We start from the raw sequence: 11,849 nt of genomic DNA on the forward strand, positions 1-11,849 counted from the left end.
CCGGGAGGCGGCTGGTCGGGGGGACCCTGCGTGAAGTTGCCGGGGCGCTGGCCCGGGCGGCCGCCCGCGCCGGCCTTGGCTTCAAAGAGCTTCTGGATGGTGTTGGCCACGTCCTGCGCGGTGGCGTACTGCACCTGGATGATGCGCATCTCGTCGCTGGAGGAGCGGCTGTCCAGCTGGTTGATGAGGCGCTCCAGGCGGTGGATGTTGGAGCCCACGTCGTTGATGATGATGGTGTCCGGCGGGTACGGGATGGTGTCGCCGTCCTTGGACACGAGCTGCTGGAGGACGCCGCGCAGCGGCTCCACCTCCACGTACTTGATCTTGAACAGCTTGGTGACCATCTGCTCGTTCGTCGTGTACGGGGTGTCCTCGTCCACGATGGTCGGGATGGGGTTCTGCTTCGCCGAGCGCTTGTCGACGATCTTCAGGAAGCGGCCGTACTGGTAGACGGCCAGCCCGTTCGCGTCGAGCGCGGCGAGGAACGCGGAGTAGAACGAGTCCGCGTCCACCTCCACGCGGCCATTCTCCGGGCCGATGATGGAGATCTTCCCGCGCACGTTCTCCGGGAGGATGAAGGTGCGGCAGGTGGCATCCGACACGGTCTGGACGAGCTTCTCGATGTCCACCTTGTCGAAGTAGATGCCGTAGCGCGCGTTGCGCCGGGCCTGCTCGCACGTGGGCACCTGGCGGGGCCCCTGGTTCTCCGGCGCGTTGGCGGGCGCGGCGTTGCCGCTGCCCTGCGGGGTGATGGTCCGGTCGCGTTCACCCTGGGCCGCGGGAGCGCGGGCCGGGGTACCGGGCTGGGTGGGACGGCGCTGGGCCCACGCGGAGCCGGAGAGCGCGAGGCACAGACAGAGCAGCCAGGACGGGAGCGTCGTCTTCATGGAGGAGCGGGCGCTTTGACGGGGGTGTTTAACGGACGTTGTAGGATTTGCGGATCGGCGCGCCGTTGCGCTCGATCTCGATCTCGATGCGGGAGGAGTCCTTCAGCTTCGAGTAGATCTCCAGCGCCTTTTCGGGGCTGTTCATGTCGAAGCCGTTGATGCGGCGGATGACGTCACCGTTCTGGACGCCGATCTTCGAATAGATGCTGTCAGGGCGGATGGAGAACAGCTTGAAGCCCACCGCCTGGCCGTCCTTGAAGGCGGGCACGATGCGCGCCTGCATCGCCACGTCGTTGAGGTTGCTCAACGTCCTGTCGATCTCCGCCTTGGGGACTTCGTACTCGTTCTCCCCCGTGGACCTGATGCCGTTGCCCAGGCTGTTGGTCGGGGTGGCGGCGGGCGTGGCCGTGGGGGGCGGGGTGTAGGCGGCGACGGCGCCGTCACCGGGCTGCCCGTCGATGTACTCGCGGCGGCCGTTGTTGTTGATGATGACGCGCTCGCGTTCGATCTCCATGATGGTGGCGCCCATCAGGTTGTTGCCGACCATGTACGTCTGCGACCGCTGGGTGGTCATGTCCTGGATGGACGCGAAGGACCAGTCCGGGTTGGCCGCGACGAGCGTGCCCAGCAGCTTCACGCGCAGGCCGCTCTTGGCCGGCGGGGCGTTGGCGTCGAACTCCGGCGCCGTCGGCTCCTTCACCGCGACCTCCGGCTCCGGCAGCTTCACGCCCGTGATGCGCGACAGGCGCTCCGCGTCCAGGCTGGCAAGGCCGCTGTCCGCGGCGTGGGTGCGCTGCGCGACGCGGGCGGGAGCCTCGGACGCGGGCGCGGGGGAGATGGAGGATTCGACGAACAGGTTCACCGTGCGCGCCGCCAGGAGGGCGACGAGCAGGATGAACAACAGGTTCACGCTCCAGAAGTACTTGCGAAAGAAGAGTTCCATCACGCTTCCGGGAGAAAGCCAGCCCCACATGGGACCTTGAGCAAGGCAGGTGCCATCGCTGGGCCGGCGTCAAACCCACGACTTACGGCCAAGTCCTTGAAATTATTTCGGAATAGGACGGGGCCCCGGCCAGCTGGGCGGCCGGGACAGGACGTCGGGACAAATTGTCAAAAGCAGGCGGGGGCCGGTGTGACGGCCTGTCAGTCCGCGCTGGTGGGGGAGGAGGGCCCCGAGGGGGCGGCCGGGGGCGCGTCCGGGCCCCCCTGCTCGCGCTCGAGCTTGCGGTAGATGGTGCGCGCGGCGATGCCCAGCAGGCGGGCGGCGAGCGTCTTGTCCCCCCGGGTGTGGCGCAGGGTCTCGTGGATGACGCGCCGTTCAATCTCCTCCATGGGCGTCCCGATGGGGATGACGAGCTGACCGGCGGAGCCCAGCGGCCCCTTGCGCACGGACTCCGGCAGGTCGCTGGCCTCCAGCACGTCCGTGCGGGCCAGCACCACGGCGCGCTCCACGGCGTGCTCCAGCTCGCGCACGTTGCCGGGCCAAGCGTAGTTCTCCAGCACGTTCAGCGCGTCCGGGGAGAAGCCGCGCAGCACCTTGCCGTTCTTCGCGGAGAAGCGGCGCAGGAAGGCCTCCGCCAGGAGCGGGATGTCCTCGCGGCGCGAGGCGAGCGCGGGCACGCGGATCTCCACCACATGCAGGCGGTAGTAGAGGTCCTCGCGGAAGCGGCCTTCGGCGACCTCCTTCTGCAGGTCCTTGTTGGTGGCGGCGACGAGCCGCACGTCCACCTTCACGGTCTGCGTGCCGCCCAGCCGCTCCAGCTCTCCCTCCTGGAGCACGCGCAGGAGCTTCACCTGCGCGGAGAGGGGCATCTCGCCCACCTCGTCCAAAAAGAGCGTGCCGCCGTGGGCGCGCTCGAAGCGGCCCTCGCGCCGGGTGACGGCGCCGGTGTACGCGCCGCGCTCCACGCCGAAGAGCTCCGCCTCCAGGATGCTCTCCGGGATGGCGCCGCAGTTGACGGCGATGAAGGACTGCTTCGCCCGGGCGGAGTGCTCGTGCAGGGCGCGGGCGGCCAGCTCCTTGCCGGTGCCGGATTCACCCAGCAGCAGCACGGTGGCGGTGGAGGGCGCCGCCTGGCGGATGGTGTCCAGCATGGCGCGGAAGGCGGGGGACTGGCCCACCATGGCGCGGCCGCCGGCGGGATTTATCTCCGCGAGCTTCGCCTTGAGGGAGGTGTTCTCCTGGACGAGCGCCTGCTTCTCCAGCGCCTTCTGCACGGCCTTCACCAGGGCGTGGCGCTTGAGGGGCTTGGTGATGAAGTCGTAGGCGCCGTCCTTCATGGCCGCCACGGCCGTCTCCACCGTGCCGTAGGCGGTCATCAGCACCACCTCCACGTCCGGGCGGATGGCGCGGCTGGCCTTGAGCAGCTCCTGGCCGTCCATGCCGGGCATCATCAGGTCGGTGACCATGACGCTGACCTCGGGGCGCCGGAGTAGCTCCAGCGCCTCCGTGCCCTGCGCGGCGGTCAGCGTGGCGAAGCCTTCCCGCTGGAAGATGCGGGCGACGGAATCAAGGTTGGCGCGGTCGTCGTCGACGACCAGGACCGTGGGAGATGTCATGGGAGTACGGGGCCTCTCTCAACACCGCCCTGCAATCCCCATTCCCTTCAGGCCCCCTCTTCGTCGGGCTCCAGGGGGCCGCCGCCCATGCGGCCAATGTCCTCGCGGCGCACCTTGTCCACGTTGAAGCGCCGGGCGCTGGCCAGCATGCGGCTCACGGTGGCGTCGAAGGTGGGAGGGGGGCCGTCCTTGCGGAAGCGCAGGAAGTTGAGCCGGGCGACGACGAAGTTCTTGAGGTAGGGGCTCTGGAGGCCGCGCTCCTTGAGGGCGGAGACGATGGCCACCACCGCGTCATCCAGCTCCAGCAGCCGCTCCGCCTGGGCGTCGCGCACGGCCACGGCCTGGGGCAGCGGCACGTCCTGGAAGCCGTCCACCACCTTGACGAAGGGGTGGTAGGCGCCCGCGGAGAAGCGGGGGCGCTTCTCGTAGGCGGCGCCCAGGGTGAGGAAGGAGGGCTCCTCGAAGAGGTGGGCGAAGGCGGACTCCTTGCCCGGGCGGTTCGCGCCCACCAGGCCGCGCGCCATGCGGATGACCTCCAGCGAGCGCTCCTTCAGGTTGTGGGCCTTCTCCGTGTTGAGGGCCAGGATTTGATAGGCCACGTCCTCCTCGGGCAGCAGCAGCGCGACGATGGACTTCGCGCCCAGCAGCTTGCTGGCGTTGAGGCGGTGGTTGCCGTTGGGCGTCCAGTAGCGGCCCTCCACGCGCACGGCGATGACGGGGTCCAGGAAGCGGTCCAACCGCTCCATCGCGGTGGCCAGCCGCTTGACGTGGGGCTCGGACAGGTCGCGCTGGTAGGGCGTGGGCTCCACCTTGTCGATGGGGAGCACCGCGAAGACGACGGGGTGGCCGCCCAGCGGATCCCGGTAGACGGAGAGCACCTCGCCGCCGTCCTCGCGCACCGCCTGGAGGAGGGCGTCGGGGAAGGCCACGGCCTCGCTCGCCACCTCGTGGGGGCCCAGGCCCCGCGATTTCGGTTCGGCCTTCTTGCGGCGCGGCTTGCGCGGCGTGGCCGACTTCGACTTCGCGGGGGCGGACTTGCGGGCGGACTTCGCGGCCATGCGGACGGACCTCGTACCGTGAGGAAGAGGCCCGCCAGCGTAGGCGACCGGACGGGGCTGACTACGCGCCCGACACGGTGAGCTGTCGGAAGCGGACAGTGGGCGCGCCCACGCTGCCGCCGCGGAACTGGAGGTCGCTGCCCAACGCGTCCACGTCCTTCAACATCTGGAGGAGGTGGCCCGCGACGGTGACCTCCTGCACCGGGTGCGTCAGCTCACCGTTCTCAATCCAGAGGCCATTGGCCCCGCAGGACATGTCCCCGGACACCGGATCCGCGCCGTGGCCCAGGAGGGCGGTGACGTAGAGGCCCTGGGGCACCTCCCGGATGAGCTCCTCCGGCGTCTTCGTGCCCTTCTCCAGGTAGAGGTTCGTGGTGCCGATGCCCGGCAGCGCGCTGTAGCCGCGCGACGCGTTGCCCGTGGTGCGCGCCTTCGCCTTGCGCGCGGTGAAGGCGTCGTAGAGGAAGCCGGACAGCACGCCCTGATCAATGATGGGCGTGCGGCGGGTGGGGACGCCCTCGCCGTCGAAGGGCGCGGTGGCCAGGCCCCGGGGCAACAGGCCGTCGTCCACCAGGGAGACGTGCTTGCCGGCCAGCCGCTTGCCCACGTGGGGCGCGAGCACGCTGGACTGCTGGTACACGGCGTTGCCGTTGGCGGCCTGGGACAGGTTGTTCACGAAGCTCGCGGCCACCAGCGGGTCGAACACCACCGGCACCTGCTGCGTCTTCACCGGCTTCGCGCCCAGCATGCGCACGGCGCGCTTCGTGGCCTCGCGGCCGATGGACTCGGGCGACTCCAGGTCGTCCAGGAAGCGCTTGTAGTCCAGCCAGTAGCCCGTCTGGAGCTGCCCGTCCTGCGACGCCACCGGCACCGCGACCAGGTACACGTACGTGCCGGAGTAGCCGCCGGACGCGCCCTCGCTGGACGCGAGGTACACCTCCGCCACGAAGTCGCCCGCGGACACGGAGTCGAACGTGGCCACGCGCGCGTCCTCGGCCCGGCCCGCGCGCTCGGCCTCCAGCGCCGCGTTGATCTTCCAGTCGCCGGGCAGGTTCGCGACCTTCGGGTCGAAGAGGGCGCCGGTGTCCCCGCGCTTGCCCAGGTCCTTCGCGCCGGGCAGGCCGTTGAGCTTGCTGGGCGCGGCGGCCTCCGCCAGTTGCACGGCCAGGTCCACCACGCGCTCCAGGCCGGCGGTGGTGAAGTCGGACGTGTACGCGAAGCCCAGCCGGTCCTTCACGATGACCCGCACGCCCACGCCCTTGCTGGTGGCCTCCGTGAGGTCCTCAATCTGGCCTTCGCGGACGCGCACGCTGCTCTGGCGGCCCACCTCCAGGTACGCCTCCGCCTGCTTCGCGCCCTTCTTCACGGCGCGCTGGACGATCTTCTTCGCGAGCTGTTCGTAGTTCACGGTGTCCTCAGCCGACCTTCGTTCCGCCCACGGTGACGTTGTCGATGCGCACGGTGGGCAGGCCCACCCCCACGGGCAGCATCTGCCCGTCCTTCACGCAGACGCCCATGCCGGGGTCCGGCATGGGGTCGCAGCCCACGCGGCTGATGTTCTTCAGCGCCTCCGGCCCCACGCCAATCAGGATGGCGTTCTTCACCGGGCGGCCCAGCTTGCCGTCTTCAATCTGGTAGGCCTCGCTGACCTCGAAGACGAAGTTGCCGTTGCTGATGTCCACCTGACCGCCGCCGAAGGTGGCGCAGTACAGCCCGCGCTTCACCTCCTTGAGGATGTCCTCCGGCGCGTGGTCCCCGGGCGCCAGGAAGGTGTTCGTCATGCGCGGCAGGGGCAGGCTCCGGAACGAGTCGCGCCGGCCGCTGCCCGTGGAGCGCTGGTTCATCAGCTTCGCGTTGAGCTGATCATAGAGGTAGCCCTTGAGGACGCCGTTCTCGATGAGGACCTTGCGCTCGCCCGGCACGCCCTCGTCGTCGATGTTGATGGACCCGCGCGCGCTGGACACCGTGCCGTCGTCGATGACCGTCACCAGGTCGGAGGCCACCTTCTCCCCCAGCTTGCCCGCGAACAGCGAGGTGCCCTTGCGGATGAAGTCCGCCTCCAGGCCGTGGCCCACCGCTTCGTGCAGGAGGATGCCGCTCCAGCCCGGCGCCAGCACCACCGTCTGCGGCCCCGCCACGCAGTCCACCGCGCCCAGCGTGGCGATGGCCTGCCGCGCGGCCTCCTCCGCCACGGACTCCGGCGTCACGCCGTCCCAGTAGCTGAAGGACACCCGGCCGCCGCTGCCGTACATGCCCGTGCGCCGCTCGCCGCCCTTGCCCAGCGCCACCACGTGCACGCTCATGCGGGACTGGTCCTGCGTGTCCTCGCTGAAGCGGCCGGAGGTGTTGGCCACCGCGATGCGCCGCGTCTGATCCACGTAGGACGCGTTCACCTGCTGGATGCGCGAGTCGAAGGCGCGGGCGGCGGCGTTGGCGCGGGTGAGCAGCGCCGTCTTGCGCGCCACCGCCACGTCCTCCAGCGGCTGGGCGACGCGGTAATGGCTGGGCACCGGCACGCGCTTGACGGGGTAGGCGCGCTCGGAGCCGCCGCCCTGGGCAATCATCGCCGCGGTGCGCGCGGCGCGGACGAGCGCGGCGTCGTCCCAGTCGTCGGAATAGGCGTACCCCACCTTGGCCCCGGCGATGACCCGCACGCCCACGCCCTGCACCAGGCCCACCTGCGCGCTGCGGATGCGCTCCTCTTCCAGCACCACTGCGGTGGTGGACGTGCGCTCCACGTACACCTCCGCGAAGTCCGCGCCCCGGCCCATGGCTTCCGCCAGCAGACGCTCCAGCAGACCCGGGGGCAGGAGCGGGGAGGCGGCCGCCTGCCGTGCCGCCGGAGGGGCGAGCTGGGCGGGACGGGCGCGCCGGGAGGACGCGAGGACTCGGGGCATGGCGGGGCTCGTGGCGCTGGAGGAAGCGGGAATGGAGGAAACCTACATCGGAGACGGGATGGCGTGCGGGCCAACGAACCGGAACGGGCCCGTCTTCCCTGAAAGGAACGGTGGGAGCGCATTCCCACCGTGCGGTGAGCGCTCTAAGATGCTGGCCGCTTCAACCTGGACCCACCCATGCCTCCTCGCCGTCCATCACCGTCATCGCGTTCGGGTACCGGCCGTTCGGCCGGGGGCGCGACGGCGGATCGCCGACCCAAAGCTCCCGCGGGAGGCGGCTCGCGCCGCGTGACCGCCGTGCCGGATGAAGACTGGTCCGCGCCCGAGTCGGGTGAGGACAGCCAGGACGGAGGCGACCCGGAGCTGTATGGCGACGCGGAGCCCGTGCGCTCGCGCACCGGCGAGACGCGGGTGGCCTCCATCGAGAACCTGCGTCCGGAGGCGGAGGAGGAGCCCGCCGAGGACGAGGACAACTCCGAGACGACGCGCGCCGGCCCGCCGGTGATGATGCTGGTGCTGGACGGCGTCGACAAGGGACGCAAGAAGCGCTTCAAGGGCGTGCGGATGGTGGTGGGGCGCAGCAAGGACTGCGACTTCGCCCTGGGCGACCAGACGGTGTCCCGCCGCCACCTGGAACTCGTCTACGGCGAGAGCGGCGTGGTGATGCGCGACCTGGGCGGCATCTCCGGCACCCAGGTGAACGACCAGAAGGTCGACGAGTGCATCCTCAAGCACGGGGATGAGATCTCCGTGGGCAAGACGCGCCTGCGCTTCGTGGACGAGGGCGAGCTCATCAAGGAGATGCGCGCCAAGGCGGAGTCCGGCGAGGCGGAGGAGAAGCGGGAGGAGAAGAAGGAGGAGAAGAAGGACCCGCGCCTGGATGAGAAGACCAACGCGAACTACAAGCTCGCGGACCTCATGCGCGACGAGAAGGCGCGCAAGACGGGCGTGCCCGCCCGCGCCCGGTGCGCTCGCCGGCGCGCGAGGGCTTCCGGCCGACCTTCAAGATGAAGGTGGGCGCGGCCGTGGGCGGCCTGGTCCTGCTGCTGCTCATCGCGGGCCTGGTGATGTCCGGCGGGAACAAGCCGCCGCCCAAGCCGCCGGTGGACCCCGACCAGGTGCGCGCCCAGGAGCTGATGCAGCGCGCGCGCGACAAGGTGCGCGACGGCGAATACCCGGACGCGGTGCGCTTCGCCCAGGAGGCGGAGAAGCTGCGCGTGGGCATCGACGTGGACGGCGTGGCCAAGGCGGCGCAGCAGCTGCAGGACATCCTGGACTCGTTCCAGGCGGTCCGCGGGCTGATGGCGGAGAACCGCTACACGGACGCCCGGGCGAAGCTGACCGCCACGCCGCAGGGCACCGCGCGCACGGACGAGGAGCGCAAGAAGCTGGAGGAGGAGCTGGAGTCGCGGGAGCAGGCGTACACGCTCGGGCTCGTGGAGGCGGCGCTGACGGAGCGCCGGCCGGACGACGCGCGCACCCTCATCGCGGAGCTGCCGCAGAGCACGCGCTCCCTCTACGAAGAGAAGCTCAAGGAGCTGGAGGCGCTGCTCGCCCGGGAGGCGGCGCAGGCCGCGCGGCAGGCCGGCATCCGGCAGGCGGTGGCGGCGGAGAACGCCAAGCAGCGCCGCGCGGAGTTCGTGGCGGAGGCCTTCCAGGACGTGGAGCGCCGCTTCAACGGCGGGGACTTCCAGCGCGCGACGCTGGAGGTGGACCGGGTGATGGACAAGTACCGCGGCGAGGCGGACATCCAGGCCCGCGCGCGCAACCTGAAGAAGCTCATCCCCCAGTTCCGCTCCGCCTTCGAGGAGGGCCAGCGGAAGTACGAGAACAACTCGCTGGAGGCGTCCGTGAAGCCGCTGCGCCGCGCGGCGGACGTGTACCGGCAGATCGGCTTCGCGGGCTCGCTGGGGGACACGCTGGACAACGAGCTGGCGTCCGCGTCCGTGGCCGCGGGGCAGGCGGCCTTCAAGCGCAAGGAGTTCCCGCAGGCGGGCCGCAGCTTCCGCGAGGCGCTGCGCCTCAACCCGGGTGACTCGCGCGCCCGCGACGGCCTGGACGCGCTGCAGAAGAAGGTGGAGGAGCTGTACCTGTCGGCGTACATCGCTCGCGACCGCGACCCCGCCATGGCGAAGGAGCAGTTCAAGATCGTCATCGAGGCGTCCGCGGAGGGCGCGGACGTGAAGCGCAAGGCGGAGATGGCGCTGCGCGAGCTGCAGAAGGCCGACGGTTCGTAGCGCGAAGCGTGAAGCCGGGGGCCGCCGCGCGTGGGCTGGGGCGGGCGGCCTCCTCATGGATTGCTGTCACCCCTGTCGTCGTGAGCGGTCTGGAGACACTGGATGAGCGAGTCGTCGTTGCGTGAGCTGGGCATGGACCTGTTCGAGGAGCGCCAGTTCGAGCGCGCCCTCGCTGTCTTCGCGGAGGCCGTTCGCCGCGTGCCCGCGGACCACCGCTCGCGCATGCTGGCGTCCCGGTGTCTGGCGGAGCTGGGCGAGCGCGAGCGCGCCGTCACCGCGTACCACGCGTGCGCGGAGGGGCTGCTGCGCCGCGACTACCTGCTGAGCGCCATGGCCGCGTGCAAGCTGGCCCTGGAGCTGTCGCCGAACGAGCGGCGCCTGAAGGAGACGCTCTTCCGCGTGCACTCGCGCGCCGCGCGCAGCGCCCCGGGCCGCGCCGCCGTGCCGCCGCCCCTGCCGCCGGAGCACCTGTACGACGGCAAGGTGGACACGGACCTGATGGGGCTGGTGGGCGAGGAGCTGTCCAACCGCGCCATTGAAGTGCTGGCCGCGCCGGACACCGGGGGCAACGCGGATCCGCAGAGCCGTCCGCCCCTGCCGCTGTTCGCGGACCTGGACCGGGACGCGTTCGTGGACCTGGTGGGGCGCATGGTGTGGCGCACCATCAAGCCGGAGGAGGTCATCAGCCGCGAGGGCGAGCCGGACGACCACCTGCACGTGCTCGTCGCCGGCAAGGCGGAGGTGACGCGCAGGACGGACGGCGAGGACCGCACCCTGGGCTTCCTGGGCGGCGGCTCCATCTTCGGAGAGCTGGCGCTGCTCACGGGCGCGCCGCCCACCGCGACGGTGACGGCGGTGTCGGACTCGGAGGTCTTCGAAGTCCGCCGCGAGCACCTCAACGCGGTGGCGAAGAGCCACCCGGCGGTGCCGCAGCTGCTGGCGGACTTCGCGCAGCAGCGCATGATGCGCAACCTGATGGCGAACTCGCCGCTGTTCCAGCAGCTGCCGGAGTCGGAGCGGGGCGCCTTCTTCCAGCGCTTCACCTTCCGCGCGCTCCAGCCCGGGGAGAAGGTCCTGGTGGAGGGCGAGTACTCCCAGGGCCTCTTCCTGGTGCTGGCCGGTGAGATGACGGTGCAGAAGGAGGACCCGGCAGGCGGAATGGTGACGCTGGGCGTGCTGCGCGAGGGCGACGTGGCGGGAGAGATTTCGCTCCTCACGGGCCTGCGGGCCACGGCCACGGTGACGGTGGCGCGCAAGACGGCGGCGGGGTGGCTCAAGCGCGAGGCCTTCCAGGAGCTGGTGATGACCTTCCCCAACATCCGCACGTACCTGGAGCAGCTGTCCGACCGGCGGCTGAAGCAGATTGGCGAGGCGCTGCGTCCGCTGGAGATCATCGACGCGGACGACATGATGCTGGAGCCGGAGACCGGGGCCGCCTGAGATGGTGCTGACTCGCTCCCGGGTGCTGAGCGGCATGGCGGCGGTGGCCGCCGCGGCGCTCGTGCTGTTCTTCTGGCCGCGTGAGGAGCCGGGCGTGAAGGACGCCGTCACCCGGCGCATCATCGCGATGACGCGCTCGGCGGAGGAGAAGAACGTCGGCGAGGTGATGGAGGGCGTGTCCGAGCGCTTCAAGACGGCGGAAGGCTGGAGCAAGCAGGACGTGCGCGGCATCCTGACCGCGCAGGTGCTGCGGGGCCAGTGGGTCCGCATCTTCACCACCGACATCGACGTGCACGAGGTGTCGCCCACCCAGGGTGACTTCCAGGCGCGCTTCATCTTCGGCCGCTCGCAGGCGGACAAGCTGGAGGACCTGGCGAAGCAGAGTGTCCTCAACGCCTATTCCATCGAGGGCACCTTCGAGAAGGAGCCCGACGGGGAGTGGCGCGTGGTGAAGGCGAAGCAGCGCCGGTTGGACCCCTCGGAGCTGCTCTAGCCGTCGTCGGAGCTGTTACTGCGGCTGGAAGAGCGGCCCGGCCTCGTTGAGCCAGGCCTTGGCCATGGCGGGCTGGCCGCTGGTCTCCAGGCGCTTCTTGATGTCGTTGGCGCGCGTGGCCAGCTGCTCCACCGGCGTGCCCTGCGCGCGGGCGCGCACGAGCGCGAAGTAGTGCTGCTGGCATCCGGCGGCGAACTCGCCCTGGGCGAAGAGCAGCTCGCCCAGCGCCGCGTACGCCTCCGGCATGCTGCCCGCGCCGGTGTCCGGGGCCACGGCGG

9 protein-coding genes and 2 pseudogenes are annotated in these 11,849 nt (G+C 70.6%); 4 read left to right on the plus strand and 7 right to left on the minus strand.

What is annotated here, in order from left to right:
- From ACLEQD_RS25355 to ACLEQD_RS25380, 6 genes and pseudogenes are all read right to left on the minus strand, one after another.
- Window positions 1-887 (minus strand): annotated as a pseudogene (locus tag ACLEQD_RS25355) (type II secretion system protein GspD); the annotation flags it as partial.
- A 28-nt stretch (window positions 888-915) separates the two neighbouring features.
- A complete protein-coding gene (gene gspC / locus ACLEQD_RS25360) occupies window positions 916-1,830 on the minus strand; it encodes a type II secretion system protein GspC (RefSeq protein WP_410387480.1) in 915 nt (304 codons plus the stop codon).
- 200 nt (window positions 1,831-2,030) lie between these two features.
- Window positions 2,031-3,446: a sigma-54-dependent transcriptional regulator gene (locus ACLEQD_RS25365; RefSeq protein ID WP_410387482.1), complete on the minus strand. Its 1,416-nt coding sequence runs from the start codon at window positions 3,444-3,446 to the stop codon at window positions 2,031-2,033.
- 47 nt (window positions 3,447-3,493) lie between these two features.
- Window positions 3,494-4,504, minus strand: coding sequence for a ParB N-terminal domain-containing protein (locus ACLEQD_RS25370; RefSeq protein WP_410387484.1), 1,011 nt, complete (start codon window positions 4,502-4,504; stop codon window positions 3,494-3,496).
- A 61-nt stretch (window positions 4,505-4,565) separates the two neighbouring features.
- On the minus strand, window positions 4,566-5,912 hold the full coding sequence (locus ACLEQD_RS25375) for a TldD/PmbA family protein (RefSeq protein WP_410387485.1): 1,347 nt from the start codon (window positions 5,910-5,912) through the stop codon (window positions 4,566-4,568).
- 7 nt (window positions 5,913-5,919) lie between these two features.
- Window positions 5,920-7,401 (minus strand): TldD/PmbA family protein, encoded by a 1,482-nt coding sequence (locus ACLEQD_RS25380; RefSeq protein WP_410387487.1) that lies wholly within the window; start codon window positions 7,399-7,401, stop codon window positions 5,920-5,922.
- A gap of 288 nt (window positions 7,402-7,689) precedes the next feature.
- Between ACLEQD_RS25380 and ACLEQD_RS25385 the strand changes: the two genes are divergently transcribed.
- From ACLEQD_RS25385 to ACLEQD_RS25400, 4 genes are all read left to right on the plus strand, one after another.
- Window positions 7,690-8,412, plus strand: a complete 723-nt coding sequence (locus tag ACLEQD_RS25385) for an FHA domain-containing protein (protein WP_410387489.1) — start codon at window positions 7,690-7,692, stop codon at window positions 8,410-8,412.
- A gap of 14 nt (window positions 8,413-8,426) precedes the next feature.
- Entirely contained in the window at window positions 8,427-9,638 is a 1,212-nt protein-coding gene (locus tag ACLEQD_RS25390) for a hypothetical protein (protein WP_410387491.1), read from the plus strand.
- 102 nt (window positions 9,639-9,740) lie between these two features.
- Entirely contained in the window at window positions 9,741-11,078 is a 1,338-nt protein-coding gene (locus ACLEQD_RS25395) for a cyclic nucleotide-binding domain-containing protein (protein WP_410387493.1), read from the plus strand.
- 1 nt (window position 11,079) lies between these two features.
- Window positions 11,080-11,571, plus strand: a complete 492-nt coding sequence (locus ACLEQD_RS25400) for a hypothetical protein (RefSeq protein WP_410387495.1) — start codon at window positions 11,080-11,082, stop codon at window positions 11,569-11,571.
- Between the two features lie 15 nt (window positions 11,572-11,586).
- On the opposite strand, the pseudogene ACLEQD_RS25405 reads toward ACLEQD_RS25400, so the two are convergent.
- Window positions 11,587-11,849: pseudogene (locus tag ACLEQD_RS25405) on the minus strand (cellulose synthase); the annotation flags it as partial.

The sequence above is a fragment of the Corallococcus sp. 4LFB genome, assembly GCF_046520365.1.
Lineage (GTDB): Bacteria > Myxococcota > Myxococcia > Myxococcales > Myxococcaceae > Corallococcus > Corallococcus caeni.

Excerpts from the sequence above, each read along its gene's own strand:
- gspC (WP_410387480.1), bottom strand. The coding sequence starts at position 1,830 with ATGGAACTCTTCTTTCGCAAGTACTTCTGGAGCGTGAACCTGTTGTTC.
- ACLEQD_RS25365 (WP_410387482.1), bottom strand. The coding sequence starts at position 3,446 with ATGACATCTCCCACGGTCCTGGTCGTCGACGACGACCGCGCCAACCTT.
- ACLEQD_RS25370 (WP_410387484.1), bottom strand. The coding sequence starts at position 4,504 with ATGGCCGCGAAGTCCGCCCGCAAGTCCGCCCCCGCGAAGTCGAAGTCG.
- ACLEQD_RS25380 (WP_410387487.1), bottom strand. The coding sequence starts at position 7,401 with ATGCCCCGAGTCCTCGCGTCCTCCCGGCGCGCCCGTCCCGCCCAGCTC.
- ACLEQD_RS25395 (WP_410387493.1), top strand. The coding sequence starts at position 9,741 with ATGAGCGAGTCGTCGTTGCGTGAGCTGGGCATGGACCTGTTCGAGGAG.
- ACLEQD_RS25400 (WP_410387495.1), top strand. The coding sequence starts at position 11,080 with ATGGTGCTGACTCGCTCCCGGGTGCTGAGCGGCATGGCGGCGGTGGCC.